This window comes from Streptomyces sp. NPDC025806 (assembly GCF_055558275.1).
The window spans coordinates 84510-110483 of sequence record NZ_JBVHMU010000008.1 but is presented as its reverse complement, the minus strand read 5'-3'; the positions used below and the strand labels follow the sequence as shown (position 1 = coordinate 110483).

Below are 25974 nucleotides of genomic sequence, written 5' to 3'. Positions count from 1 at the left end.
CAGCGCGCCTTCAGCGCCGCGAGGGCCTGCACCCTGGGGCGCACGAAGCGCGCCTTCAGAGCCGCGGGGAACTGCGCGACCAGCCACGACGGCGTCGCGCTCGCCCGCCGACCTAGATCCCCCCACCCCCGTGGGCGCCCCACCCGCACCCACAACCCGCCCCACCTCAAGAACCCGCTCAACCTCCGGAGGAAACGGCATGGCCGACGAACACTCGAGCCGCCCCGCGACAATCGCCCCCGCCGCATTCGCAAACTCCACGACCTCCCGAACCCCCCACTCCCCGAGCAACCCGTGACACAGGCCGCCACCGAACGCGTCGCCCGCCCCCAACCCGTTCACCACATCCACCGGCAACGGTGGCACCACCACACACTCCCCGTCCGAGGACAGGGCCAGCACCCCGGCCGGCCCCTGCTTCACGACGGCGAGCCGGACCCCGTACGCAGAGACCAACTCCCGGGCGGCGTCCAAAGGTTCCCGCGAACCCGTGGCGACTTCGACCTCGTCCAGATTCCCGACCGCAACGGTCGCGTACCGCAGCGCCTCCCGGTAGAACGGCCGCGCCTCCTGCGGGCCGCCGCCCCAGAACATCGGCCGCCAGTCCAGGTCGAAGACGGTCGGCCCGGCGGACCCGGCACGTGCCGCGAGCGCCGCGAGCGTCGCGCTCCGGCTGGGCTCCGCGCTCAGCCCCGTCCCAGTCATCCAGAAGATCCGCGCGTCGGCGATCGCGCCGAGGTCCAGCTCGTCCGCCGCGATCTCCAGATCGGGCGCCTTGGGCCGCCGGTAGAAGTAGAGGGGGAAGTCGTCGGGCGGGAAGATCTCGCAGAAGGTGACGGGCGTCGGCAGTCCGTCCACGGCGTTCACCCACCGCGCGTCGACCCCGAACTCCGCCAACTGCCCCCGCAGCCAGTCGCCGAACGGATCCCGTCCCGTACGGGTGATCGTCGCGACGCGCCGCCCCAGCCGCGCCGCCGCGACCGCGACGTTGGACGAGGACCCGCCGAGGAACTTCCCGAACGAGGTCACGTCGGCGAGTCCGACCCCCGTCTGCAGGGGATACAGGTCGACGCCGATACGCCCCATCGTGATCAGGTCGAACTCGCTGCGGGCCATGCGGGGAGTCCCTCCGACGCCTTCGTCCTGCGCCCAGATCTAGTCCCGCCCCGCCCCTCTGTCAACATTTTGTCCGGACATTCGGACGAGATCCGCGTCCCGCCTTGACACCCCTCGCGGGGCACGCCAAGGCTGATTCCATGACGACGCCGGCACCTCGACCGTCCAGCCCGTCCCGACCCGCCGCCCCCTCCGAACCCCCTCGCATCCGCGTCGGCTCGGCCCCCGACTCCTGGGGCGTCTGGTTCCCCGACGACCCCCGGCAGACCCCCTGGCGGCGCTTCCTCGACGAGGTCGCCGAGGCCGGTTACGCGTGGATCGAGCTGGGCCCGTACGGATATCTGCCGACGGATCCGCGCGTGCTGGCCGAGGAGACCGGGCGGCGGGGGCTGCGCGTGTCGGCCGGGACCGTCTTCACCGGACTGCACCACGGCCCGGCCGTCTGGGACCGCACCTGGGAGCACGTGGCGTCGGTCGCCGCGCTGGCCCGGGACACGGGTGCGCGCCATCTCGTCGTCATCCCGTCCTTCTGGCGGGACGACAAGACGGGCGAGGTCCTGGAGGACGCGACGCTCACTGCCGAGCAGTGGGGGCACCTCGCCGCGCAGACGGAGCGGCTGGCCCGCGAGGTCCGCGACCGGTTCGGGCTGCGGATCGTCGTCCACCCGCACGCGGACACCCACATCGACACCGAGGAGAACGTCACCCGTTTCCTCGACGCGACCGACCCCGACCTCGTGTCGCTGTGCCTGGACACGGGGCACTACGCGTACTGCGGCGGCGACAGCGTCGAGCTCATCAAGACGTACGGGGAGCGCATCGGGTACCTGCACCTCAAGCAGGTCGACCCGGAGGTGCTCGCCTCGGTGCGAACGCGGGGGACGCCGTTCGGCCCCGCCGTCGCGCAGGGGGTGATGTGCGAACCGCCGCGCGGGGTGCCGGAGTTGGCGCCCGTGCTCGCGGCGGCCGAGGCGCTCGGCGTGGACCTCTTCGCGATCGTCGAGCAGGACATGTACCCGTGCGACCCGGAGCGCCCGCTTCCGATCGCACGCCGTACGCGGGGCTATCTCCGGTCGTGCGGCGTGTAGCACTATCGGCGCATGAGACGGTCGAGCGTGCCGCGCCAGACGAGTCAGCCGCGCCGGGCGGGGCGCCCCGCCCGCTCCCCCGACGGGGCCTGCGAGACGGCCTCCGCGCCGCCGCATCCGCGGCTGCGCCCGGGGGTCATCGGCTACCGCGGGTTCCGGCTCGCCTTCCCCGGTCCGCGGGCCCGCCTGGAGGCGCCGATCGGCGCGGTGACGCTGATGGTCGGCTTCGAGGGGGCGGTGCGGATCACGGAGGCGGGCGGCGGCTGGGTGGACGTGCGGTCGACGGACGGCGGCGCGGTCGTCCCGCCGGCGCAGGCCCGCGCGGTGGAGCTGCGGTCCGTGCTCTCGGGGCTCACGACGGCGCCGGTGCTCGGCGAGCACGACGGGCGGCTCGCGGGGGTGGAGGTGCTGCTCACTCCGTGGGCGGCGTTCCGGATCCTCGACATGTCGCTGCACGAGGTGGCGGGGCGACAGCTGGATCCGGACACATTGGGAGCGCTCCCTTCCGCCGCCGTGGCCCGGCTGGCCCATGAACTGGCCGGTGCTCCCAGCTGGGCGGCCAGGTTCCGGCTGCTCGACGCGACGCTGGGCCGCTGGCTGGAATCCGGCCCGCACTGCTCGGACGGTACGGTCCGCGCCTGGTACGCGCTGTGCCACAGCGGCGGGACGGTCCCGGTGACCGAGCTCGCGGAGGAGGTGGGATGGGGTGTGCGGCAGCTGGAGAACCGGTTCCGCGAGCAGATCGGGCTCAGCCCGAAGGCGGCCGCGCGGGTGCTGCGGTTGCAGCGGGCGCGGCGGTTGCTGTGTACGGGGAGCAGCCAGGTCGAGACGGCGGCGGTCTGCGGCTTCTACGACCAGGCGCATCTGAGCGGGGAGTTCAAGGCGATGACGGGGTGCACGCCGCGGGAGTTCGTACGGGCCCACGGGAGGCCTCCGGCGGTTGATCGGTTGACGGGCGAAGCCACCAGCCTTCTGTTGAGGCCGGGCCTGCCGTAGCGGGCCCGGCGGGATTCATCGCCGCCCGGCGAACGCCCGCGCCGTAGGCCCTCGCGCCGTCCCGCGCCTACGGCCCGGTGGGGCTTCTCGCGCAGTTCCCCGCGCCCCTGAAGGCACACTCCGTGCGCCCCAGGGGCGTGGTGCCGCCTGGGGCGGGCCCAGCGCCGGGGCGACGCCCCCGGAGGGGGCGGGTGGGTGGGAGAGGGTTCGGGGCAAGGTGAAGGTGCCGGGCGGCGTGCATCGCGGGGCAGGCGCAGGGACGGGCGGTGGCGCCGGGCTCCGCATGATCATGCGCGGGCCCGATACAGGCTCATGTCCCTGGGGGCGGCGATTCATGCGGTCGCGGAGCGTCCTCTTTGCATCATTCGCGTCACAAACGCCCCCTTCGTGTCACGTATGTCAGCCCTACGCGGGTTCTGCGTCACAGGCGTCACACAGGCCCTCCCTTCCTCACAGGTCGCCTCGTTCAACGGGAACAGGGTGGGTGATCGTCGGCGGACACCCCCGCGCCGCCGCGTCGCCCGTCAGGGAGGAGCCACCATGACCGACCACCGGCTCTGGTCGTACAAGGACATCGCCGCGCACATCCGGGTGCAGCCCGACACCGTCCGCTCGTACCGCAAACACGGACTGCTGCCGCCGCCCGACCATGTCGAGGGCGGCAAGCCCTACTGGTACGCCGACACCGTGCGGGCCTGGGTGGCCTCCCGCCCCAGGAACCGGGGCCGCTCCCTGGACTGAACGCCGCTTCGCCGGGCCGCCGTTCTGCGGCCCGGCGGACCCCTGCATAGGATTCGGGCAAATCACCCCATCCGGTGCGAGGGAGCCCGTCGTGACTCACCCCCAGCCCCCGGGATCCCCCCAGGCCCGCATCCCTCGGCAGCCGCCCCCGCCGGGCCCCCAGGTCCGGGCCGGCCTGTGGAAGCGCTGTCTGTGGGGCGGCCTGACCCTGTGGGTGCTGACCGCACTGGTCACGTACGCCACCAAGAACACCACGCTGCTCCCCACCCTCATCCTGCTCGGCAGCTTTCTCGTCCCGGCGGTCTTCGTCCTGTGGGCCTACGAGCGGCACGGCCGCGATCTCGGCATGCACCTGATCCTGGGCTGTTTCCTGGTGGGCGGGATCCTCGGCGTCCTGGGCGCGTCGGTCATGGAGTACTACCTGCTGCACCCCTCCCTCTGGATCTTCGTGGGCGTCGGCCTGATCGAGGAGGCGGTCAAGCTGCTCGCCCTCATGTACGTGCTGCACCGGCACCCGCACATCCGGGGGCTGCGCGCGGGTCTCGTCCTGGGCGCGACGGTCGGCTTCGGCTTCGCGGCGTTCGAGAGCGCGGGGTACGCGTTCAACGCGGCGGTCACCATGAAGGGCATCGACCTGCGCTCCCTCCTGGAGACGGAGGTGCTGCGCGGGCTGCTGGCCCCGTTCGGGCACGGGCTGTGGACGGCGATCGCCGGCGCCGTGCTGCTGGCCTTCCGTCGCCCGACCGGCCGCTACCGCTTCGCCGCGCCCGTCGTCGCGACGTACCTCGGCGTCTCCCTGCTGCACGCGCTGTGGGACTCGATGCACGGGATCGCCCTGTGGCTCGTCGCCCGCATCACGGGGACCGGCCTGGACCGCGCGCTCTTCGCCCAGGGGTACATGCCCGACCCCACCGCCACGCAGGAGCACCTCTTCACGCTCTTCTCGATCGGCGGCCTGGCCGCGGTCTCCCTTCTCGGCATCGGCTGGGCGCGTTCGCTCGCGCGCCGCGATCCCTCTTGGAGAAATACCCCCTAGGGGTATACAGTCGGAGACGTCAGGAGGTGCCGGGGACATCCCGGCCCCCTTCCGACGCACACCCATCGAGGCATTCCGAGGAGAACGACATGAGCGCCCAGACCGAGCTCCCCCAGATCGGCTCCGAGACGTCCGGGTCCTGCTGCGGCGGAGCCTGCCACACGGACGCCGCGGCCCCCGCCGCCGAGGGCGCCGTGACCACCGTCTACCAGGTCAAGGGCATGACCTGCGGCCACTGCGAGGGCGCGGTCTCCAGCGAGATCTCCGAGATCGCCGGCGTCGCCTCCGTCACCGCGGTCGCCGCCACCGGCCAGGTCACCGTGGTCTCCGCGGCCCCGCTCGACGAGGCGGCCGTCCGCGCCGCCGTCGACGAGGCGGGCTACGAGCTGGTCTGACCCCTCACCACTTCGGGGGCCGGGGACATCCCCGGCCCCCGCGCCGTACGCTCGACAGCACCATGACGGACGTACCACCTCTCGACGCACCTCTCGACGCACCTCTCGACACACCGCCGCCACTCACGGAGATCGGCCTCTCCATCGGCGGCATGACCTGCGCCTCCTGCTCCTCACGCATCGAGCGCAAGCTCAACCGCATCGAGGGCGTCACCGCGACGGTCAACCTCGCGACCGAACGCGCGAAGATCTCCTGCGCCCCCGAGATCACCCCCGACCAGCTGATCGCCACGATCACCAAACTGGGCTACACGGCGACCCCGGACGAGGTCACTCCCGAGAGCACGGCGGTCGACTCCGAAGCCCCGCAGCCCGAGGCGAGCGGTACCCGCGACAGCGGCCTCCGGCGGCGCCTGGTCACGGCCGCCGCACTGAGCGTCCCGGTGATCGCGCTCTCCATGATTCCCGCCCTCCGGTTCCCCGGATGGGACTGGCTCGCCCTGGCCCTGGCGACCCCGGTCGTCCTGGGCTGCGGCGCCGACTTCTACCGGGCCGCCTGGACGAACGCCCGCCACGGCGCGGCCACGATGGACACCCTGGTGTCGCTCGGCGTCCTCGCCGCGTACGGCTGGTCCCTGTGGGCCCTGGCCTCCGGCACCTCCCACACGTACCTGGAAGTCGCCGCGGGCGTCGTCACGTTCATCCTGCTCGGCCGGTACCTGGAGGCCCGCGCCAAGCGGAGCGCGGGCGCCGCCCTGCGCAGCCTCCTCGAACTGGGCGCGAAGGACGTCGCCCTCATCGCCCCGGACGGCACCGAGACCCGTGTCCCTGCGCAGCACCTGCGTCCCGGCGACCGGTTCGTCGTACGGCCCGGCGAGAAGATCGCGACGGACGGAACGGTCGTCGAGGGCCACGCGGCCGTCGACGCCTCCCTGCTCACGGGCGAGTCCGTGCCGGTCGACGTGAGCGTCGGCGACGCCGTCACCGGCGCGACCGTCAACGCGGGCGGTCGCATCGTCGTCGAGGCCACCCGGGTCGGCGCCGACACGCAGCTGGCCCGCATGGCGAAGCTCGTCGAGGACGCCCAGACCGGCAAGGCGAAGGTGCAGCGGCTCGCGGACCGGATCTCGGCGGTGTTCGTCCCCGCCGTGCTGGTCATCGCGCTCGGCACCCTGCTCGTACGGCTCCTCGTGACGGACGACGTCACCGGCGCGTTCACCGCGGCCGTGGCCGTGCTGATCATCGCCTGCCCCTGCGCCCTGGGCCTCGCCACCCCGACCGCGCTCATGGTCGGCACCGGCCGCGGCGCCCAGCTCGGCATCCTGATCAAGGGCCCCGAGGCGCTGGAGTCGACGCGCACCGTCGACACGGTCGTCCTGGACAAGACCGGAACGGTCACCACCGGCCGGATGACGCTGGACGCCGTGCACACCGCCGAGGGGATCGACGAGAAGGAGCTGCTGCGGCTCGCCGGGGCCGTGGAGCACGCCTCCGAGCATCCCGTCGGGCGCGCGGTCGCCGCCGGAGCCGCGGACCGCGCGGGCGAACTGCCGCGGGTCACGGGCTTCGCGAACGTGCCGGGGCTCGGCGTGCGCGGCACCGTCGAGGGGCACGCCGTGCTCGTCGGCCGCGAGGCGCTGCTCGCCGACGCCGGGATCGCCGCGCCGGCCGCGCTCATGGAGGCACTGGGTGCCGCGCGGGCGACGGGCGGCACGGCGGTCGTCGTGGCCTGGGACGGCGTGGCGCGCGGCGTGCTCGGCGTCACCGACACGGTCAAGGACACCAGCGCGGAGGCCGTCGAGCGGCTGCGTGCGCTCGGGCTGACCCCGATGCTGCTGACCGGTGACGGCCGGGCCGCCGCCGCGTCCGTGGCCCGCGCCGTGGGCATCGCGCCGGACGACGTGATCGCGGAGGTGCTGCCGCAGGACAAGGTCGCGGTGATCGAGCGGCTGCGGGCCGAGGGCCGTACGGTCGCGATGGTCGGCGACGGGGTCAACGACGCGGCGGCGCTGGCCACGGCGGATCTGGGGCTCGCGATGGGCACGGGGACGGACGCGGCGATCGAGGCCGGCGATCTGACGCTGGTCCGCGGCGATCTGCGGGTGGCGGCCGACGCCATCCGGCTCTCCCGGCGCACCCTCGCCACGATCAAGGGCAATCTGTGCTGGGCCTTCGGCTACAACGTGGCCGCGCTGCCGCTGGCCGCCGCGGGGCTGCTGGACCCGATGATCGCGGGGGCGGCGATGGCCTGCTCGTCGGTTTTCGTGGTGAGCAACAGCCTGCGACTGCGCCGATTCGGCTGACCGGGGCCCGATCCGTCAGTTCTGTCCCACACAGTCTGGACCTGCACACAATCCACACGGCACAATTGCAGCACCCTCACACTGGGGCCCGGGTTCGCATATCGGGTCTCTTGTGAACGCACGGGACAAATGCAAGAGACGTAGATCACATCGATCCCAACGTAACCCTTTGCAGGTCTCGTGAGTCTAAGGAGGCGATGCAGAAACGTCTTGGGGGGCGTTTCCGTATCGAGCGGGTTTGTCTTGGGGGACGGACCCGACTGCGTTGGCCGGGGCACGCGCACCGGGGAGCTTGAGCGGCCCACCCGTGCGTGCGTGTTCCCGGCAGCCGACGCGGACACCTGGACGCCCGGCCGGATCCCGTGGGGGGAATCCGCACCGGGACATGGAAAGCGCCCCGACTGCCGGCCCGTGGGGGGACCGACAGCGGGGCGCTTTCTGCTGCCCGCGACGCGAACAGGGCGGAACGCCGAAGGCCGGCCGCCACGCCCTACGGCGAGACGACCGGCCCTCGAAGCGGAGCGACTCAGCGCTGCTCGACGGGAACGAAGTCCCGCTCGACCACACCGGTGTAGATCTGGCGCGGACGGCCGATGCGCGACCCCGGCTCCTTGATCATCTCGTGCCACTGGGCGATCCAGCCCGGCAGCCGGCCGAGGGCGAACAGGACCGTGAACATCTCGGTCGGGAAGCCCATGGCCCGGTAGATCAGACCCGTGTAGAAGTCCACGTTCGGGTAGAGGTTGCGCGAGACGAAGTACTCGTCGGAGAGCGCGTGCTCCTCCAGCTTGAGCGCGATGTCCAGCAGCGCGTCGTCCTTGCCGAGGGCCGAGAGGACATCGTGCGCCGCGGCCTTGATGATCTTGGCGCGCGGGTCGAAGGACTTGTACACCCGGTGGCCGAAGCCCATCAGGCGGACGCCCTCCTCCTTGTTCTTCACCTTGCGGATGAAGGAGTCGACGTCGCCGCCGTTGGCCTGGATGCCCTCGAGCATCTCCAGGACCGACTGGTTGGCGCCACCGTGCAGCGGACCCCACAGGGCGGAGATGCCCGCGGAGATCGACGCGAACATGTTGGCCTGCGAGGAGCCGACCAGACGCACGGTGGACGTCGAACAGTTCTGCTCGTGGTCCGCGTGCAGGATCAGCAGCTTGTCCAGCGCCGAGACGACGACCGGGTCGAGGTCGTACTCCTGCGCGGGCACGGAGAACGTCATGCGCAGGAAGTTCTCGACGTAGCCCAGGTCGTTGCGCGGGTAGACGAACGGGTGGCCGACCGACTTCTTGTACGCGTAGGCCGCGATCGTCGGAAGCTTGGCGAGCAGGCGGACCGTCGAGAGGTGGCGCTGCTTCTCGTCGAAGGGGTTGTGGCTGTCCTGGTAGAACGTGGACAGCGCGGACACCACGGACGACAGCATGGCCATCGGGTGGGCGTCGCGCGGGAAGCCCTTGTAGAAGTTCTTGACGTCCTCGTGCAGCAGGGTGTGCTGCGTGATCTCGCTCTTGAAGGTCGCGAGCTCGTCCACGGTCGGAAGCTCGCCGTTGATCAGCAGGTACGCCACCTCGAGGAAGGTGGAACGCTCGGCCAGCTGCTCGATCGGGTAGCCGCGGTAGCGCAGGATGCCCTGCTCGCCGTCCAGGTAGGTGATCGCGGATTTATAGGCGGCCGTGTTGCCGTATCCGCTGTCGAGGGTCACCAGTCCTGTCTGGGCCCGGAGCTTCCCGATGTCGAAGCCCTTGTCGCCGACGGTGCTGTCGATCACCGGGTAGGTGTACTCGCCATCGCCGTACCGCAGTACTACAGAGTTGTCGCTCACGTCATCCCTCACCGACGTAGTGCCTCTTCTTCGAGGTGCCCTGACTGCCTCTACCATCCCCCACTTGGCCCACCGGAGTGCACTCGGGGTCGACCATTGGGCCTAATGGCGGCACTGGGTGCCACCAACCTTCTCATCCTGCCCCCTTCGCCCTGGTTCCGGAAGGGGGCTGTGACCTTCCCGACGAATTTGATCGATCAAACTCTTTGAAGGTTCCCGCCCGAGAGCCGGAAATCCAGTGCTGTGTACCGCTTTCCGGCAGAAACCGTGCGTACCGCCTGCCCGAGGGCCTTGCGCGAGCCGACGAGCACGACCAGTCTCTTCGCGCGGGTCACCGCCGTGTAGAGAAGATTCCGCTGGAGCATCATCCATGCCCCGGTCGTGACCGGAATCACCACACACGGATACTCACTTCCCTGCGAACGGTGGATCGTCACGGCGTAGGCGTGCGCGAGTTCGTCGAGTTCGTCGAAGTCGTAGGGCACCTCCTCGTCCTCGTCGGTCAGGACGGTGAGGCGCTGCTCGTCCGCGTCGAGGGAGGTGACGACGCCGACCGTGCCGTTGAACACGCCGTTCGCCCCCTTCTCGTAGTTGTTCCTGATCTGGGTGACCTTGTCGCCCACGCGGAAGACGCGGCCACCGAAGCGCTTCTCGGGGAGCTCGGGGCGGCCCGGGGTGATCGCCTGCTGGAGCAGTCCGTTCAGCGTGCCCGCGCCGGCCGGGCCCCGGTGCATGGGGGCGAGGACCTGCACGTCGCGGCGCGGGTCGAGGCCGAACTTCGCCGGGATCCGGCGCGCCGCGACGTCCACCGTCAGCCGCCCGGCCTCCTCGGTGTCCTCCTCGACGAAGAGGAAGAAGTCCTTCAGGCCCTGGGTGAGCGGGGGCGTGCCCGCGTTGATCCGGTGGGCGTTCATGACCACGCCGGACTCCTGGGCCTGGCGGAACACCTGGGTCAGCCGGACGGCGGGCACCGGGCCGCCGTCGGCGAGCAGATCGCGCAGCACCTCGCCCGCGCCGACGCTCGGCAGCTGGTCCACGTCCCCCACGAACAGCAGATGGGCGCCGGGCGGGACGGCCTTCACCAGCTTGTTCGCCAGCAGCAGGTCGAGCATGGAGGCCTCGTCGACGACGACCAGGTCCGCGTCGAGCGGCCGGTCCTTGTCGTACGCGGCGTCGCCGCCGGGCTTCAGCTCCAGGAGCCGGTGGACGGTGGAGGCCTCGGCGCCGGTCAGCTCGGCGAGGCGCTTCGCGGCGCGTCCGGTCGGGGCGGCGAGCAGCACCTTGGCCTTCTTGGCGCGGGCCAGCTCGACGACGGACCGTACGGTGAACGACTTGCCGCAGCCGGGGCCGCCGGTCAGCACGGCGACCTTCTGGGTCAGGGCGAGCCGGACCGCCTCCTCCTGCTCGGGCGCGAGCGTGGCCCCGGTCCGCTGCGCGAGCCAGGCCAGCGCCTTGTCCCAGACCACGTCCCGGAACGCGGGCATCCGGTCCTCGCCGGTCCGCAGCAGGCGCTGGACCTGGGCGGACAGCGACAGCTCGGCGCGGTGGAACGGGACGAGGTAGACGGCCGTGACCGGCTGCCCGTCCTCCCCCGGCACCCGCTCGCGGACGACGCCGGGCTCCTCGCCGCTCTCCTCGTCGGGCTCGGCGAGCGCGGCGAGGCACTCGATGACGAGGCCGGTGTCGACCTGGAGCAGCTTCACCGCGTCGGCGATCAGCCGCTCCTCGGGCAGGAAGCAGTGCCCCTGGTCGGTGGACTGCGACAGCGCGTACTGGAGTCCCGCCTTCACGCGCTCGGGGCTGTCGTGCGGGATGCCGACGGACTGGGCGATGCGGTCCGCGGTGAGGAAGCCGATGCCCCAGACGTCGGAGGCGAGCCGGTACGGCTGGTTCTTCACGACGCCGATCGAGGCGTCGCCGTACTTCTTGTAGATCCGCACGGCGATCGACGTGGACACCTCGACCGACTGGAGGAAGACCATCACTTCCTTGATGGCCTTCTGCTCCTCCCAGGCGTCGGCGATCTTCTTGGTGCGCTTGGGGCCGAGGCCCGGCACCTCGATCAGCCGCTTGGGGTCCTGCTCGATGATGTCGAGGGTGTCGAGCCCGAAGTGCTGGGTGATCCGGTCGGCGAAGACCGGCCCGATGCCCTTGACCAGGCCCGAGCCGAGATAGCGGCGGATGCCCTGGATGGTGGCGGGCAGGATCGTCGTGTAGTTCTCGACATGGAACTGCTTGCCGTACTGGGGGTGCGAGCCCCAACGGCCCTCCATCCGCAGCGACTCGCCGGCCTGCGCGCCGAGCAGCGCGCCGACGACCGTCAGCAGATCGCCGCCGCCGCGACCGGTGTCCACGCGCGCGACGGTGTACCCGGTCTCCTCGCTGGCGAACGTGATCCGTTCGAGCACGCCTTCCAGCACCGCCAGGGTGCGCGCCGCCGACGCTTGGTTGGACATGCGTCGACGGTAGCGGGCGGCGCTGACAACCGTGCGGGGTCCCGCCTAGGCGTAGTGGCGGTAGACGGCCTGGGCCGCGCAGGCGGGCTTGTCGGAGCCCTCGATCTCGATCGTGAAGGCGAGGCGCATCTCCACGCCGTTGCCCCGGACCTCCTCGACGGACTCGACCGCGCCGTGCAGCCGGATCTTGGCGCCGACCTTCACCGGGCTGGGGAAACGGACCTTGTCCAGGCCGTAGTTGATGCTCATCGAGGTGCCCTCGATGGCGAGCAGCTGGTTGAACAGCGGGATGATCAGGGAGAGGGTGAGGTAGCCGTGGGCGATCGGGCCGCCGAAGGGGCCGTTCGCGGCGCGCTCCGGGTCGGTGTGGATCCACTGGTGGTCGCCGGTGGCGTCGGCGAAGGTGTTCACCCGGTCCTGGGCGATCTCCAGCCAGTCGGTGCGGCCCAGGTCGGCGCCGGCCAGCGCCTTGATCTCGTCGAGGCCGGTGGCGGTGCGCAGGGCGGTCATGGTGGTGCTCCTGTCAGTTGTCCTCGGCGACGGGCGTCGTGCCGAAGAGTTCGCGGATGCGGGGCTTGAGCAGCTTTCCGGCGCCGCTGCGCGGCAGGGCGTCGGCGAAGACGAGCGACTTCGGGATCTTGTAGCGGGCGAGCCGGCCGTCCAGGGACGCCAGGATGTCGGCGGCGCTCGCGTCGGCGCCGGGCGCGCGGACGACGACGGCGCGGGGCACTTCGCCCCACCGGGTGTCCGGTACGCCGATGACGGCGCAGTCGGCGACGGCGGGATGGTCGTGCAGGACGTTCTCGATCTCGGCCGGGTAGACGTTCTCCCCACCGGAGATGATCATGTCCTTGGCGCGGTCGACGAGCGTGACGTAGCCGTCCTCGTCGGCGCGGGCGATGTCGCCGCTGTGGAACCAGCCCGCCCCCAGTACGGCCGCGGTGGCCTCGGGCCGGTTCCAGTACCCCTTCATCACGTTCGGTCCCTCGACGAGCAGTTCGCCGTACGCGGCGTCGGCGCCGGACGGGTCGACGAGGCGGACGTCGCTGAAGAAGTGCGCCACGCCCGCGCTGCCCGCCTTCTCCACGGCGTGCTCGGCGTCGAGCATGCAGACCCCCGGCGAGGCCTCGGTCATGCCGTAGCCCTGGAGGAACTCGATGCCCCGTTCCTGGTAGACGCGGATCAGGGCCACCGGCACCGGGGCGCCGCCGCACAGCAGCATGCGCAGCGAGGACAGGTCGGCGTCGGTGAACCGCGGTGCGGCGGCGACCTGTTGGAACATCGCGGGGACGCCGAACATCACGGTGACCCGGTGCCGCTCGACCAGGTCGAGGGTGCGGTCCGGGGCGAAGGTCTCCTCCAGGACGAGGGTGCCGCCCTTGAGGAGGGTCGGCAGGCACGACATGTTGAGGGCGCCGGTGTGGAACAGCGGGGCGGAGAGCAGCGCGACGTCGGCCCCGGCGAAGTCGCCGTCGACCAGGGCGTTGACACAGTTCCAGGTCAGGTTGCCGTGGGTCAGTACGGCGCCCTTGGCCCGGCCGGTCGTGCCGGAGGTGTACATGATGAGCGCGGGGTCGTCGTGGCTCACCGGCATGTCGAGCGGTTCGAGGGCGATCCCCGCGAGCTCCCGCTCCAGTTCCGGGCCGACGGCGACGGTCCGCGGCACGCCGCATCCTTCGGCGAACTCCGCGAAGTCGCCGGTGTGGACGAGGATCTCGGCCCCGCAGTCACCGAGGCAGTGGTCCAGCTCGGGTGCGGCGAGGCGCGTGTTGAGCGGGACGAACAGCGCGCCGAGCCGGGCGGTGGCGAACAGGGTCTCCAGGAAGGCCGGGTGGTTCGGGCCCAGATAGGCGACCCGGTCGCCGGGGCGGATGCCCAGGCCGCGCAGGTGCAGCGCGAGGCGGGTGACGCGGTCGTGGAGCTCGGCGTAGCTGGTCGCGCGGTCGCGGAAGACGACCGCGGTGCGCTCCGGTGTCTTGCGGGCGCGGCGGGCGGTCCAGGAACCGATGCCGTGGTCACGCATGACGGGGGCCCTGCCTTTCGGACTGCTGGTGGATGGGGTCAGGCCTGGTCGAGGCCGAGGACGCGCAGGGCGTTCTCCTTGAGAATCATCGGCCTGACCTCGGGCTTGATGTCGAGCTCGGCGAAGTCGGCGAGCCACCGGTCGGCGGTGATGACCGGGTGGTCGGACCCGAACAGCACCTTCTTCTTGAGCAGGGTGTTGGCGTACCGGACGAGCTGCGGCGGGAAGTACTTCGGGGACCAGCCGGACAGGTCGATGTACACGTTCGGCTTGTGCGTGGCCACCGCCAGCGCCTCGTCCTGCCAGGGGAACGAGGGGTGCGCCAGGATGATCCGCAGCCCCGGGAAGTCGGCGGCCACGTCGTCGACGAGCATCGGGTTCGCGTGCTTGAGCCGGATGCCGCCGCCGCCCGGGACGCCCGCCCCGATGCCGGTCTGGCCGGTGTGGAAGAGGGCGGGGACGCCGAGTTCCTCGATGGCCTCGTACAGCGGGTACGCCAGCCGGTCGTCGGGCGAGAAGCCCTGGAGGCTGGGGTGGAACTTGAACCCCCGCACCCCGTACTCCTCGACCAGCCGCCGCGCCTGCCGCACCGCCGCCCGGCCCCGCCAGGGGTCGAGGGAGGCGAACGGGATGAGGACGTCGGCGTGTTCGGCGCAGTCCTCGGCGATCTCCTCGTTCGGGATGGGCGGGTGGCCCAGGGCGTGCTCGGCGTCGACGGTGAAGACGACGGCCGCCATGTTCCGCTGCCGGTAGTGCTCGGCGGTCTCCGCGATGGTCGGCATCCGGTGGCCGTGCGCGGCGAAGTACTTCTCCGAGGCGGCCATCAGCTCGGGGCTGAGCGAGGGGTGACCGGTCCGGGACACCTCGGCGTGGGTGTGCACGTCGATGGCGGTCAGCCGGGCCGGGTCGAGGCGGGGTGCGGGCGCCATGTCAGGCACCGGCCGGCGGGCGCGGGGCGGGGATGCCGAAGGTCTCGGGCTCGGCGCCGACACCGGCGGCCCAGGAGGCGGCGATGTCGTCGGCGCTCCAGCCGCCGTCCTGGAAGGCGTGCGCCTTCTCCCGCGGGTGGGTCCACAGCGCGAGGCGGTCGCCGCCGAGGCCGATGGCCTGGCCGGTGACACCGGCGGAGGCGTCGGAGGCGAGGTAGGTGACGAGGCCGGTGACGTCGTCGACGGTGCCGAGACCCTCGTCCCTGCGCATCCAGCGGGGCAGCGGCTCGCCGGTGCGCTCGGACTCCTCGATGGCCGGGGCGAACGCGGGGATCGTCCGGGTCATCTCGGTGGCGGCCACGGGGATCACGGCGTTCACCGTGATGTCCGCGCGGGCCAGTTCCATGGCCCAGGTGCGGGCCATGGCGACGATGCCGGCCTTGGCCGCCGCGTAGTTGGTCTGGCCGAAGTTGCCGCGCTGCCCGGCCGGCGAGCCGACCAGGACGATCCGGCCTCCCTCGCCCTGCTCGCGCATCCGTACGGCGGCGGCGCGGGCGCAGGTGAACGTGCCGCGCAGATGGACGCGGACCACGTCGTCGAAGTCGTCGTCGCTCATCTTCCAGAGCACCTTGTCGCGCAGGATGCCCGCGTTGGTGACCAGCACGTCGAGCCGGCCGAAGTGCTCGACGGCGGCGCCGATCAGCGCCTCGGCGGCCTCCGTGGTCCCGACGGCCGCGGTCACGCCGACGGCCTTGCCCCCGGCGGCCTCGACGGTCCGCACCGCGTCGGCGACGACCTGCTCGTCGACGTCGTTCACCACGACGGACGCCCCTGCGGCGCCGAGCGCACGGGCGTAGGCGAGCCCCAGCCCGCGTCCGCTGCCCGTGACGACGGCGACCTTGCCGCTCAGTTCCATGCGTGATCCCTCTTCTCCATGCCGGGCCGGCTCCGATCTCCATCGACAGGATTCCTGGCGATGCGGGCCAGTCTCACGATCATCAAGATTCCTGTCAATGGGGTAGGGTCGGCCCATCGGACCGCCCGGTGTGGCGGCCCGGCGCCAGACAGCAGGCAGCAGCGACCCGGAGGTTCCATGCCCGAGAAGCCGTCCCCGTCCCTGCTCTACCTCGTCAAACGGGCCGAACTCGTGGTGCGCGCCCGCCTGGAGGAGGTTCTGAAGCCGGCCGGAGTCACGGCGCTGCAGTACACGGCGCTCACCGTCCTGGAGGTCCACGACGGACTGACCGCGGCGCAGCTGGCCCGGGACTCCTTCGTCACCGCCCAGTCCATGGCCGACATGGTCCGCACCCTGGAAGGCCGCGGCTATGTGGCCCGGCACCCCAATCCGGCCAACCGTCGCGAGCTGCTCATCACCCTCACCCCGGCGGGCCGGGAGCTCCTGTCCGCGTACGCGGAGGCGGTGGGCGGCGTGGAGGACCGCATGACGGCGGGTCTGACCGCGACCGAGGCCGACCAGTTGCGCGAGGCCCTGGACCACGCGTGGCGCCGACTCAAGTAGGTCGTCCGGTACGTCGCCCGGTACGGGGGTTGAGTACGCCTACTCATGCTCCCGCGCGGCGCCGGTCCGAGCATGGACGCGTCCGGTTCCAACACCGCGTGCCCTGGGGGGAATCCCGTCCATGTCCGTCCACCCGCTCGTCCGCAGAACGTTCGCCAACCCGCTCTCGGCGGCCTATCTCGGCCTCGTCGGATCGGCCGTCGCCTTCGAGGTGATCGCCGCGACGGTCTCCGACCCGGGGATCGTCGGAGTGTGGCCCTTCCTCTTCACGGCCCCGACGTCTCTCGGCGCGGCCGGCGTCGTCGGCGCGGTGTGGGGCATCGACGCGCCTTACTGGCTCCTGGGAGCCGGCGTCGCCGCGAGCGCCCTCCTCCAGTCCCTCGCCCTCGGCACGGCCCTGGAGATCTTCCGCGGGCGCCGCCGATGACTTTCCCGGCCGGCCCAGGTCGTACAGCTGACCGTGTCGCACCACACCGAGGATCACCATGACCACCACCGCCAAGGGCCCCGCCAGTTACTTCCCGTCGATCGAGAAGAAGTACGGGCAGCCGATCTCCCACTGGCAGAACCTCATCCAGGCCTCGCCACTCACCCGCCACATGGAGCTGGTGAACTGGCTGAAGTCCACCCACGGCCTGGGCCACGGCCACGCGAACGCCCTGGTCGCCCATACGCTGGGGCAGGCCCGCCAGAACTGACCCGAACCACCGCGCGACCACCAGGGGACCCATGAGCGCCGACACCGCCCGCCGCTCGACCGGCCCGTACACCGCGCTGTGCTTCTGGACCGGCGTGATCAGCCTGGGGCTGGAAGTGCTCGGCGTCGTCGGCGCCCTCTACCTGCCCCCGATCGCCCTCCCTGCCCTGCTGGGCCCGATCGGCGGTGGCATCGCGGTGGCGTACGGGGTGGTGGGCTGCGCCAAGGAGACCGCGAACGCGAGGTGCGTCATCGGCCTGACAACGGGCACCCTCGCCTTCCTGGCCCCGGTAGCCCTCCTGTTCGCCGTCGCGTCCCCCTAGGATCCGGTGGGAGCCGGAGGTACGAGCGATGAGTTTCCGACTGGCGGCGTACGCCGTGTGCATCGAGAACGGGCGCGTGCTGCTCGCCCGTCACGTGCCGCACCGGGGCGAGAGCACGTGGACCCTTCCGGGCGGCAAGGTCGAGCACGGGGAGGATCCCTTCGACGCGGTGATCCGGGAGGTCGCCGAAGAGACCGGCTGCGCCGCGGTGGTCGAACGCCTGCTGGGCGTGGACTCACGGGTCATCCCGGCGGCGGAACGCGCCGTCCCCGGCGGACCGGAACACCAGAACGTCGGCGTCTTCTACGGGGTACGCATCACCGGTGGCCACCTCCGCCCGGAGCCGAACGGCGCCATCGCCGAGTCGGCCTGGACCCCGATCCCGGACGTCGCCCGCCTGCGCCGCTCCTCTCTGGTCGACATCGGCCTGGCCCTGGCCCGATCCCTCCCGGCAACCGGCCACGTAGCACCGATCCCGATCGGCGGCCTCCTCCAACACTGAGCCCCTCCGGGGGGCGCGGGCCTGTCTCCGCTCAGCAACTCCGCCGCGGGACGCGACCGTCGCCCCGACCAGCGCCCCCGTCGCGGGCCCGACCGGGGTCCCCTGGGCCGCACGAAGTGCGCCTTCCATGCGCCCGGGGCTGCACCCGATCAGCAACTCCGTCCCGGGGCAGGTCAATCGGGCCCCTGAGGCGCACGAAGTGTGCCTTCCGGGGGCGCGGGGCTATGTCCGATCAGCGACCCCGTCGCAGGGGCACGACCAACAGACCCCTGGGGCGCACGAAGTGTGCCCTCAGGGGCGCGGGGAACTGCGCGAGCAACCACGACGGTGGCGCACCCGGCGACGGCGTCCAACCCCTACGGCGGCGCTGTAGCCGAGGCCCATGAGATCGGGCACCCAGCGCTGGGCAACCGGGATGTGCACCCCGCACGGAGGCGCCGCCCGAGGCCGGGCGCCGGACCGACGCCCCCGGAGGGGGCGGGTGGGTGGGAGAAGGGGGCGGGCAATGGCCTCGCCAGGGGCCCCGGGAACTGCGCGGCCGGCCACGACGGAACGTCAGCCGATCGTCGGCCGCGCCCACCGCGAGCCGGCCCCGCTCACAAGCGGTGCCCCGCCCTAAATACCCCCCATGGGCTCCGGGTCCACCCGAAGCGGCGTGCCCCATACCCGTACGACCTCGTAGTCCGTGAACTCGTGGACCAGCCGGTACGCCATCGCCGCGTCCGGGCGGCGGCGCTGGGCCGCCAGATAGAGGTCCGCCTCACGGCGGTCGTGGCGCGGGGTGCCGCACAGCTGCCAGACCTGGCCGGTCCACATCTCGGGGATCCAGCGCTGCTGGGGCTGCGGACGCTCCTCCCGCGTGCCGTACCGCGACACGACCGGCTGCTGGTCGGCGCGGGCCGGGGCCGGCCCCCCGCCGTACTCCGCGCGGCGCGCCTGGCGGCGGCGCGTCTCGCAGAGCAGGCACAGGTCGGGCGCCGACTCGTCGACCGCGCCGTACGGGTGCTGGGCGCAGCGGGTCGTGGGCGCGGAGCCGGAGACCGTGTCGTCGAGCAGCTCCAGGGCGCGCTTCACATCGCCGCGCACCTCATGGAGCTTGGCGTCCGAGGCCTCCGCGGTGAGGGTCTCGCCGTGCTCGCCCAGGACCCGCAGGGCGCGGCCGAGTGCGGTGAGCTGCGCGTGGTTCACGGTCGGCTCGCTCCTTCTGCGTCATCCATCAGATCCGCCCTCCACGATCGCACGCCGCACCGACAACACCCCCGCGCACCCGACCCGAGCCGCCCCGCCGCGCCCCACCGCGGCCCACCCCACCCCGGCACCCCCACATCACGATCCGGTCACGACCACCGGAACCCCCCTTGCCAGCGACCGTGTAATCGATTCCAATCCCTCATGTAATCGATTCCATGCACATGTGCGCCCACCACACCGCACATGAGCCCCGCAGCCACAAGGAGGTGGCCCGCGATGGCGAGCATCAAGGACGTCGCGGCCGCGGCCGGAGTCTCCGTCGCCACGGTCTCCCGCGTCCTGAACAGCCACCCGTCGGTCAGCCCGGATGCCAGGACGCGCGTGCTGGCCGCCGTGGAGTCGCTCGGCTACCGGCCCAACGCCGTGGCCCGCTCCCTGCGCACCGACCAGACCCGCACCCTCGGCCTGGTCATCAGCGACGTGCTGAACCCGTACTTCACCGAGCTGGCCCGCTCCGTGGAGGAGGAGGCCCGCGCCCTCGGCTACAGCGTGATCATCGGGAACGCCGACGAGCGCCCCGATCTCCAGGACCACCACGTCCAGAACCTGCTCGACCGCCGCGTCGACGGCCTCCTCGTCTCCCCCACCGACGGCGGCTCCCCGCTGATGCTGGCCGCGGCCCGCTCCGGGACCCCGATGGTCTTCGTCGACCGCTGGATCCCGGGCGTGGACGTGCCGGTGGTGCGCTCCGACGGCCGCGCCGCCATCCGCGACCTGGTGGCGCATCTGCACGGACTCGGCCACCGCCGCCTCGCGATCATCGCGGGCCCCGCCGCCACGACCACCGGCAGCGAGCGCATCGCCGCCTTCCGTGAGGCCCTCGCCCCGTACGACATCGAACTGCCCGACGCCTACACGGGCCAGGGCGACTTCCAGGCCGACAGCGGGCGCCGGGTCACCGAGGGGTTCCTCGACCTGGCCGAGCCGCCGGAGGTCGTGTTCGCCGCCGACAACCTGATGGCGCTCGGCGCGCTCGACGCGATCCGCGCGCGCGGGCTGCGCGTCCCGGACGACATCGCGCTCGCCGCGTTCGACGACATCCCCTGGTTCGTGCACACCGCACCGCCGATCACGGCGATCGCCCAGCCGACCAAGGAGCTGGGCCGGGCCGCCGTCCGCGCCCTGATCGACCGCATCGAGGGCCGCTCCCCGGAGTCGGTGACCCTGCCCGCCCACCTCGTCGTACGGGAGTCCTGCGGCGAACCACCCACGTCCCCCCACCCGCTGACCTCGATGGAGAGGAGCCCCAGGTGAACGAGCCCCCGGTGAACCCGGAGAACAGTCCGGAGAGCGGTCCGGACGAGTTGCTGCGTATCGAGGGAATCCGCAAGACGTTCCCCGGCGTCGTCGCGCTCGACAGCGTCGACTTCGATCTGCGCCGCGGCGAGGTGCACGTCCTGCTCGGCGAGAACGGAGCCGGCAAGAGCACGCTGATCAAGATGCTCTCCGGCGCCTACACGCCGGACGCCGGCCGGATCACGGTGGGCGGCGAGGAGGTCCGCGTCCACGGGGCGCAGGACGCCGAGAAGCTGGGCATCGCCACGATCTACCAGGAGTTCAACCTCGTCCCCGACCTGACCGTCGCCGAGAACATCTTCCTGGGACGCCAGCCGCGCCGCTTCGGTCTCATCGACCGGAAGAAGATGGAGCGCGACGCCGAGGCGCTCCTCGCGCGCGTGGGCGTGCACGTGTCGCCCCGCGCGCGCGTCCGCGAACTGGGCATCGCCCGCCTCCAGATGGTGGAGATCGCGAAGGCCCTCAGCCTGGACGCCCGCGTCCTGATCATGGACGAGCCGACGGCCGTGCTGACCTCCGAGGAGGTCGAGAAGCTGTTCGCGATCGTGCGGCAGCTGCGCGAGGACGGCGTCGGGATCGTCTTCATCACGCACCACCTGGAGGAGATCGCCGCGCTCGGCGACCGTGTCACCGTCATCCGCGACGGCCGCAGCGTCGGGCAGGTCCCGGCGTCGACGCCCGAGGACGAGCTGGTCCGGCTCATGGTGGGCCGGTCGATCGAGCAGCAGTACCCGCGCGAACGGCCCGACACCGGCGGCGCGCTGCTGAAGGTCGAGGGGCTGACCCGGGACGGCGTCTTCCACGACGTGAGCTTCGAGGTGCGGGCCGGTGAGGTCGTCGGCATCGCCGGGCTCGTCGGCGCCGGGCGCACCGAGGTGGTCCGGGCCGTGTTCGGCGCGGACCCGTACGACGGCGGGTCGGTGGAGGTGGCCGGTTCCCGGCTGCCGCGCCACGACGTGAACGCGGCGATGGCCGCGGGCGTCGGCCTCGTCCCGGAGGACCGCAAGGGCCAGGGTCTCGTCCTCGACCAGTCGGTCGAGGAGAACCTGGGGCTCGTCACGATGCGGACGGCGTCCCGCGCCGGCTTCGTCGACCGCAAGGGGCAGCACTCCGCCGCCGAGCGGATCGCCGGGCAGCTGGGCGTGCGGATGGCCGGGCTCGGCCAGCACGTGCGCACCCTGTCGGGCGGCAACCAGCAGAAGGTCGTCATCGGCAAGTGGCTGCTCGCCGACATCCGGGTGCTGATCCTCGACGAGCCGACCCGCGGCATCGACGTGGGCGCCAAGGTCGAGATCTACCAGCTGATCAACGAGCTGACCGCCGCCGGGCACGCCGTGCTCATGATCTCCAGCGATCTGCCCGAGGTGCTCGGCATGAGCGACCGCGTGCTCGTGATGGCGCAGGGCCGCATCGCCGGTGAACTCGCCGCCGAGGACGCCACCCAGGACTCCGTGATGGCGCTCGCCGTCAGCACCCCGCACAGCTTCGATGACACCACCCTCGAGGAGGAGGGCATCCGTGACCACTGAAACGCTCAAGAAGAACCAGGGCTCGGCGACGAGCGGCGGGGGCCTGCTGCGGCTGCTCCTCGACAACGGCGCGCTGACCGCGCTCGTCGTCCTGGTCGTCGTGATGTCGCTGCTCTCCGGCGACTTCCTGACCACCACGAACCTGCTGAACGTCGGCGTCCAGGCCGCCGTGACCGCGATCCTCGCCTTCGGCGTCACCTTCGTCATCGTGTCGGCGGGCATCGACCTGTCGGTCGGTTCGGTCGCCGCGCTGTCCGCGACCGTCCTCGCCTGGGCGGCGACGAACGAGGGCGTCCCGGTGCCGATAGCGGTGCTCCTCGCCGTCGTCACCGGTCTGGCCTGCGGCTTCGTCAACGGCGCGCTGATCGCGTACGGGAAGCTGCCGCCGTTCATCGCGACGCTCGCCATGCTGTCGGTGGGCCGCGGTCTGTCCCTGGTGATCTCGCAGGGCTCCCCGATCCCGTTCCCGGACTCGGTCTCGCGGCTCGGTGACACGCTGGGCGGCTGGCTGCCCGTACCGGTCATCGTGATGGTCGTCGTCGGCGTCGTCACCGCGGTCGTGCTCGGCCGCACCTTCATCGGCCGCTCGATGTACGCGATCGGCGGCAACGAGGAGGCGGCCCGCCTGTCCGGGCTGCGCGTGAAGCGGCAGAAGCTCGTCATCTACGGCCTGTCCGGACTGTTCGCGGCCGTCGCCGGCATCGTCCTCGCCTCCCGGCTGTCCTCCGCGCAGCCGCAGGCCGCGCAGGGCTACGAGCTGGACGCGATCGCCGCCGTCGTCATCGGCGGCGCCTCGCTCGCCGGCGGTGTGGGCAAGGCGTCGGGCACGTTCATCGGCGCGCTGATCCTCGCGGTGCTGCGCAACGGCCTCAACCTCCTGTCGGTGTCCGCCTTCTGGCAGCAGGTCGTCATCGGCGTCGTCATCGCGCTCGCCGTCCTGCTCGACACCGTGCGCCGCAAGGCCGGTGCCACGCCGGCCGCGGCCGGCACCGGCGCGGGCGGACCGCGCCAGAAGATGCAGTACGTCATCGCGGCCGTGGTCGCGGCGGCGATCGTCGGCGGGCTCGCGCTGTGGAACAACGGCACGTCGTCCGGCGGCAAGAAGGACCTGCGGATCGGCATGGCCGTCTCCACGCTCAACAACCCGTTCTTCACGGAGATGCGGGCGGGCGCGCAGGCCGAGGCGGAGAAGCAGGGCGTGAAGCTGACCGTCACCGACGCGCAGAACGACGCCTCGCAGCAGGCCAACCAGCTGGAGAACTTCGCGAGCGGCGGCATGAGCGCGGTCATCGTGAACCCGGTCGACTCCGACGCCGTCGGCCCGGCCGTGCGCGGAGCCGACCAGGCGGACATCCCCGTCGTCGCCGCCGACCGCGGTGTGAACAAGGCGAAGACCGCCACGCTCGTCGCCTCCGACAACGTCGCGGGCGGCAAGCAGGCCGCGAGGACGCTCGCCGGCAAGCTCGGCGGCAAGGGCAAGATCGTCATCCTCCAGGGCCAGGCCGGCACCTCCGCGAGCCGCGAGCGCGGCGCCGGATTCGCCGCGGGCATCAAGGAGTTCCCCGGCATCGAGGTCGTCGCGAAGCAGCCCGCGGACTTCGACCGCACCAAGGGCCTGGACGTCATGACGAACCTGCTCCAGTCGCACCCCGACATCGACGGCGTCTTCGCCGAGAACGACGAGATGGCGCTCGGCGCGGTCAAGGCGCTCGGTTCCAAGGCCGGAAAGTCCGTCGACGTCGTCGGCTTCGACGGCACCCCGGACGGCTTCAAGGCCGTCGAGGCGGGCACGCTGTACGCGTCGGTCGCCCAGCAGCCGCGCGAACTCGGCAAGATGGCGGTCCAGAACGCGATCAAGGCGGCGCAGGACGACAGGATCCCGTCCGCGGTGAAGGTCCCGGTGAAGGTCGTGACGTCGAAGAACGTCGCCTCCTTCAAGTGACCTCCGCGCCACCGATCTTCGAGTGACCTCAGGGAGAGGCTCAGCATGAACTCGTACGACCTGCTCGTGGTCGGCTCGGCCAACGCGGACCTCGTGGTCGGCGTCGAGCGGCGGCCCGGCGCCGGGGAGACCGTCCTCGGTTCCGACCTGGTCGTCCACCCAGGCGGCAAGGGCGCCAACCAGGCGGTCGCCGCGGCGCGGCTGGGCGCGCGCACGGCGCTGCTCGCGCGCGTCGGGGACGACGGGCACGGGCGGCTGCTGCGGGAGTCGATGGAGTCGGCGGGCGTGGACACGTCCGGCGTGCTGGTCGGCGGGGCGCCCACCGGCGTCGCGCTGATCACCGTCGACCCGTCCGGCGACAACTCGATCGTGGTGTCGCCGGGCGCGAACGGGCGGCTCACACCGCAGGACGTACGGGCGGCCCGCGACCTGTTCGCCGCCGCGCCCGTCGTGTCGACCCTCCTGGAGATCCCGCTCGACACGGTCGCCGAGGTCGCGCGGTCGCTGGCCGACGGGGCCCGTCTCGTCCTGAACCCGTCGCCGCCGGCGCCGCTGCCGGACGAGGTCCTCTCGGTGTGCGACCCGCTGATCGTCAACGAGCACGAGGCGGCGGTCATTCTCGGTACGGAGCCGGGGGCGACGCCCGAGGAGTGGGCGACGGCGCTGCTCGCGCTCGGCCCGCGCTCGGTCGTCGTGACGCTGGGCTCCGAGGGCGCGCTGGTCGCGGACGCGTCGGGCTCGGCGCGGGTGGCGTCGGTGAAGGTCGAGGCGGTCGACACGACGGGCGCCGGTGACGCGTTCACGGCGGCGCTCGCGTGGCGGCTCGGCACCGGTGCCTCGCTCGCGGACGCGGCGGCCTACGCGGCGCGGGTCGGCGCGGCGGCCGTCACGAAGGAGGGCGCGCAGGCCTCGTACCCGACGGCGGACGAGGTGGCCTCCCTGTGAAGAGGGCCGGAATACTCAACCGGCAGCTCGCCGGCGCCCTGGCCGAACTGGGGCACGGGGACGGGGTCCTGGTGTGCGACGTCGGGATGCCGCTGCCGGACGGGCCCCGGATCGTCGACCTCGCGTTCCGCGCCGGGGTGCCGTCGTTCGCCGAGGTGCTCGACGGGCTGCTGGAGGAGCTGATCGTGGAGTCGGGCACGGCGGCGCACGAGGTGCGCTCCGCGAACCCGGCGGCGGCCGAGCTGCTCCGCGAGCGCGTCCGCCCGCTGTCCTACGTCTCCCACGAGGAGCTGAAGGGGCTTTCGGCGGGCGTGCGGCTGATCGTGCGCACCGGGGAGGCGCGGCCTTACGCGAACGTGCTGCTGCGCTGCGGCGTCTTCTTCTGAACCCGGGTACGAAACCCGCTGAGCGCTGAGGGGCCCGGTCCGCGGACCGGGCCCCTCGGGCTCTCCCCTCCCCTGCGCCGGAACTTTCCTGGAAGTCCCCCCCGGGTCCCCCTCCAAAAGTTCCGACGCACGCTAGACCCGCCTTCCGGGCGGAAGGTTGTGCTCCACGTACGGATTTCTTTGAAACCCGGACGGCGCTCGCTCCGGGTGCCGACATGCCGGGGCGACCGTAGCGTTTGCGGCATGACCGAAGAATCGGGTGAGAAGCCGCTGGCCAAGGACGTCCTCGACGAGCTCGGCGACGACCGGCTGCAGGAGCTCGCGGGCCTGCTCGGCACGGACGCGTCGGGCGCGCACGAGGTCGTGGACGACACGGTGTCGGCGCTCTCCGGTGGCCTGCGGGAGCGGGCCGGGGAGGGTCCGGACGGCGCGGCCGAGGTGCAGGAGGCGCTCGCGGAGGCCGAGCAGCCGCCGCTGCAGGGTGCCTTCACGCTCGGCGGGCTCGGCGGGCTCGCCTCGGGCGGCCTGCTGGCCGGACTCCTCACGAAGCTGAGCCGGCCGGTGGCGAGCGCGATCGCCAAGCGGACGGGCCTGCCCGTGGCGAACGTGACCCGGGGCGTCGAGCTCCTGATCCCGGTGATCCTCACGGTCCTGACGAAGCGCGCGGCGCGCAAGCGCTGAGGCG

24 protein-coding genes and 1 pseudogene are annotated in these 25974 nt (G+C 72.0%); 17 read left to right on the top strand and 8 right to left on the bottom strand.

Annotation, left to right across the window (positions count from 1 at the left end; all coding sequences use genetic code 11):
• Positions 1 to 153: 153 nt before the first annotated feature.
• Positions 154 to 1116, bottom strand: a pseudogene (iolC, locus tag ACZ4E1_RS19960) (5-dehydro-2-deoxygluconokinase); the annotation flags it as partial.
• A 140-nt stretch (positions 1117 to 1256) separates the two neighbouring features.
• Between iolC and ACZ4E1_RS19955 the strand changes: the two are divergent.
• The 6 genes from ACZ4E1_RS19955 to ACZ4E1_RS19930 all read left to right on the top strand — a co-directional run bounded on the left by ACZ4E1_RS19955 (position 1257) and on the right by ACZ4E1_RS19930 (position 7675).
• Positions 1257 to 2204 (top strand): sugar phosphate isomerase/epimerase family protein, encoded by a 948-nt coding sequence (locus ACZ4E1_RS19955; RefSeq protein WP_467540882.1) that lies wholly within the window; start codon positions 1257 to 1259, stop codon positions 2202 to 2204.
• 12 nt (positions 2205 to 2216) lie between these two features.
• Complete coding sequence (locus ACZ4E1_RS19950; RefSeq protein WP_467540880.1) at positions 2217 to 3200, top strand: AraC family transcriptional regulator; 984 nt, start codon at positions 2217 to 2219, stop codon at positions 3198 to 3200.
• Positions 3201 to 3740: 540 nt separating this feature from the next.
• The gene (locus tag ACZ4E1_RS19945; protein ID WP_188338846.1) at positions 3741 to 3941 is read left to right on the top strand and encodes a helix-turn-helix transcriptional regulator; all 201 of its coding nucleotides are present in this window, start codon (positions 3741 to 3743) and stop codon (positions 3939 to 3941) included.
• Between the two features lie 91 nt (positions 3942 to 4032).
• Positions 4033 to 4977: a PrsW family intramembrane metalloprotease gene (locus tag ACZ4E1_RS19940; RefSeq protein ID WP_467540878.1), complete on the top strand. Its 945-nt coding sequence runs from the start codon at positions 4033 to 4035 to the stop codon at positions 4975 to 4977.
• Positions 4978 to 5066: 89 nt separating this feature from the next.
• On the top strand, positions 5067 to 5372 hold the full coding sequence (locus ACZ4E1_RS19935; RefSeq protein ID WP_467540876.1) for a heavy-metal-associated domain-containing protein: 306 nt from the start codon (positions 5067 to 5069) through the stop codon (positions 5370 to 5372).
• A 62-nt stretch (positions 5373 to 5434) separates the two neighbouring features.
• A complete protein-coding gene (locus ACZ4E1_RS19930) occupies positions 5435 to 7675 on the top strand; it encodes a heavy metal translocating P-type ATPase (RefSeq protein ID WP_467540874.1) in 2241 nt (746 codons plus the stop codon).
• A 526-nt stretch (positions 7676 to 8201) separates the two neighbouring features.
• Here ACZ4E1_RS19930 and ACZ4E1_RS19925 read toward each other — a convergent pair.
• The 6 genes from ACZ4E1_RS19925 to ACZ4E1_RS19900 form a co-directional block, all read right to left on the bottom strand.
• The gene (locus tag ACZ4E1_RS19925) at positions 8202 to 9491 is read right to left on the bottom strand and encodes a citrate synthase (RefSeq protein WP_467540873.1); all 1290 of its coding nucleotides are present in this window, start codon (positions 9489 to 9491) and stop codon (positions 8202 to 8204) included.
• A gap of 197 nt (positions 9492 to 9688) precedes the next feature.
• On the bottom strand, positions 9689 to 11947 hold the full coding sequence (recD2, locus tag ACZ4E1_RS19920; protein WP_467540871.1) for an SF1B family DNA helicase RecD2: 2259 nt from the start codon (positions 11945 to 11947) through the stop codon (positions 9689 to 9691).
• Between the two features lie 45 nt (positions 11948 to 11992).
• Positions 11993 to 12457 (bottom strand): MaoC family dehydratase, encoded by a 465-nt coding sequence (locus ACZ4E1_RS19915; RefSeq protein WP_467540869.1) that lies wholly within the window; start codon positions 12455 to 12457, stop codon positions 11993 to 11995.
• Positions 12458 to 12470: 13 nt separating this feature from the next.
• The gene (locus tag ACZ4E1_RS19910; RefSeq protein WP_467540867.1) at positions 12471 to 13970 is read right to left on the bottom strand and encodes an acyl-CoA synthetase; all 1500 of its coding nucleotides are present in this window, start codon (positions 13968 to 13970) and stop codon (positions 12471 to 12473) included.
• Between the two features lie 38 nt (positions 13971 to 14008).
• Complete coding sequence (locus ACZ4E1_RS19905; RefSeq protein ID WP_467540865.1) at positions 14009 to 14899, bottom strand: amidohydrolase family protein; 891 nt, start codon at positions 14897 to 14899, stop codon at positions 14009 to 14011.
• 1 nt (position 14900) lies between these two features.
• Positions 14901 to 15815 carry an SDR family NAD(P)-dependent oxidoreductase gene (locus ACZ4E1_RS19900; protein ID WP_467540864.1) on the bottom strand — a complete coding sequence of 305 codons (915 nt, stop codon included), beginning with the start codon at positions 15813 to 15815 and terminating at the stop codon, positions 14901 to 14903.
• A gap of 177 nt (positions 15816 to 15992) precedes the next feature.
• Here ACZ4E1_RS19900 and ACZ4E1_RS19895 point away from each other — a divergent pair, with 177 nt between their 5' ends.
• The 5 genes from ACZ4E1_RS19895 (at position 15993) to ACZ4E1_RS19875 (ending at position 17940) form a co-directional block, all read left to right on the top strand.
• On the top strand, positions 15993 to 16418 hold the full coding sequence (locus ACZ4E1_RS19895; RefSeq protein WP_467540862.1) for a MarR family winged helix-turn-helix transcriptional regulator: 426 nt from the start codon (positions 15993 to 15995) through the stop codon (positions 16416 to 16418).
• A 121-nt stretch (positions 16419 to 16539) separates the two neighbouring features.
• Positions 16540 to 16845 (top strand): SCO4225 family membrane protein, encoded by a 306-nt coding sequence (locus ACZ4E1_RS19890; RefSeq protein WP_467540860.1) that lies wholly within the window; start codon positions 16540 to 16542, stop codon positions 16843 to 16845.
• A 58-nt stretch (positions 16846 to 16903) separates the two neighbouring features.
• The gene (locus ACZ4E1_RS19885; RefSeq protein ID WP_467540858.1) at positions 16904 to 17116 is read left to right on the top strand and encodes a DUF4287 domain-containing protein; all 213 of its coding nucleotides are present in this window, start codon (positions 16904 to 16906) and stop codon (positions 17114 to 17116) included.
• 31 nt (positions 17117 to 17147) lie between these two features.
• Entirely contained in the window at positions 17148 to 17438 is a 291-nt protein-coding gene (locus tag ACZ4E1_RS19880) for a hypothetical protein (protein ID WP_467540856.1), read from the top strand.
• A 28-nt stretch (positions 17439 to 17466) separates the two neighbouring features.
• The gene (locus ACZ4E1_RS19875) at positions 17467 to 17940 is read left to right on the top strand and encodes an NUDIX hydrolase (protein WP_467540854.1); all 474 of its coding nucleotides are present in this window, start codon (positions 17467 to 17469) and stop codon (positions 17938 to 17940) included.
• A 615-nt stretch (positions 17941 to 18555) separates the two neighbouring features.
• Here ACZ4E1_RS19875 and ACZ4E1_RS19870 read toward each other — a convergent pair.
• Positions 18556 to 19128 carry a hypothetical protein gene (locus tag ACZ4E1_RS19870; RefSeq protein WP_188338834.1) on the bottom strand — a complete coding sequence of 191 codons (573 nt, stop codon included), beginning with the start codon at positions 19126 to 19128 and terminating at the stop codon, positions 18556 to 18558.
• A gap of 279 nt (positions 19129 to 19407) precedes the next feature.
• Here ACZ4E1_RS19870 and ACZ4E1_RS19865 point away from each other — a divergent pair, with 279 nt between their 5' ends.
• The 6 genes from ACZ4E1_RS19865 to ACZ4E1_RS19840 all read left to right on the top strand — a co-directional run bounded on the left by ACZ4E1_RS19865 (position 19408) and on the right by ACZ4E1_RS19840 (position 25970).
• The gene (locus ACZ4E1_RS19865) at positions 19408 to 20445 is read left to right on the top strand and encodes a LacI family DNA-binding transcriptional regulator (protein WP_467540852.1); all 1038 of its coding nucleotides are present in this window, start codon (positions 19408 to 19410) and stop codon (positions 20443 to 20445) included.
• Entirely contained in the window at positions 20442 to 22016 is a 1575-nt protein-coding gene (locus ACZ4E1_RS19860) for a sugar ABC transporter ATP-binding protein (RefSeq protein WP_467540850.1), read from the top strand. Before ACZ4E1_RS19865 ends, ACZ4E1_RS19860 begins: the two co-directional genes overlap by 4 nt.
• On the top strand, positions 22006 to 23958 hold the full coding sequence (locus ACZ4E1_RS19855; RefSeq protein ID WP_467540848.1) for an ABC transporter permease/substrate-binding protein: 1953 nt from the start codon (positions 22006 to 22008) through the stop codon (positions 23956 to 23958). The genes ACZ4E1_RS19860 and ACZ4E1_RS19855 overlap by 11 nt, the downstream gene beginning before the upstream one ends.
• A gap of 45 nt (positions 23959 to 24003) precedes the next feature.
• Positions 24004 to 24903, top strand: a complete 900-nt coding sequence (locus ACZ4E1_RS19850; RefSeq protein ID WP_467540846.1) for a ribokinase — start codon at positions 24004 to 24006, stop codon at positions 24901 to 24903.
• Positions 24900 to 25289 carry a D-ribose pyranase gene (rbsD, locus tag ACZ4E1_RS19845; protein WP_467540844.1) on the top strand — a complete coding sequence of 130 codons (390 nt, stop codon included), beginning with the start codon at positions 24900 to 24902 and terminating at the stop codon, positions 25287 to 25289. Before ACZ4E1_RS19850 ends, rbsD begins: the two co-directional genes overlap by 4 nt.
• A 243-nt stretch (positions 25290 to 25532) precedes the next feature.
• Positions 25533 to 25970 carry a DUF937 domain-containing protein gene (locus ACZ4E1_RS19840; RefSeq protein WP_467540842.1) on the top strand — a complete coding sequence of 146 codons (438 nt, stop codon included), beginning with the start codon at positions 25533 to 25535 and terminating at the stop codon, positions 25968 to 25970.
• The last annotated feature ends 4 nt before the right edge of the window (positions 25971 to 25974 follow it).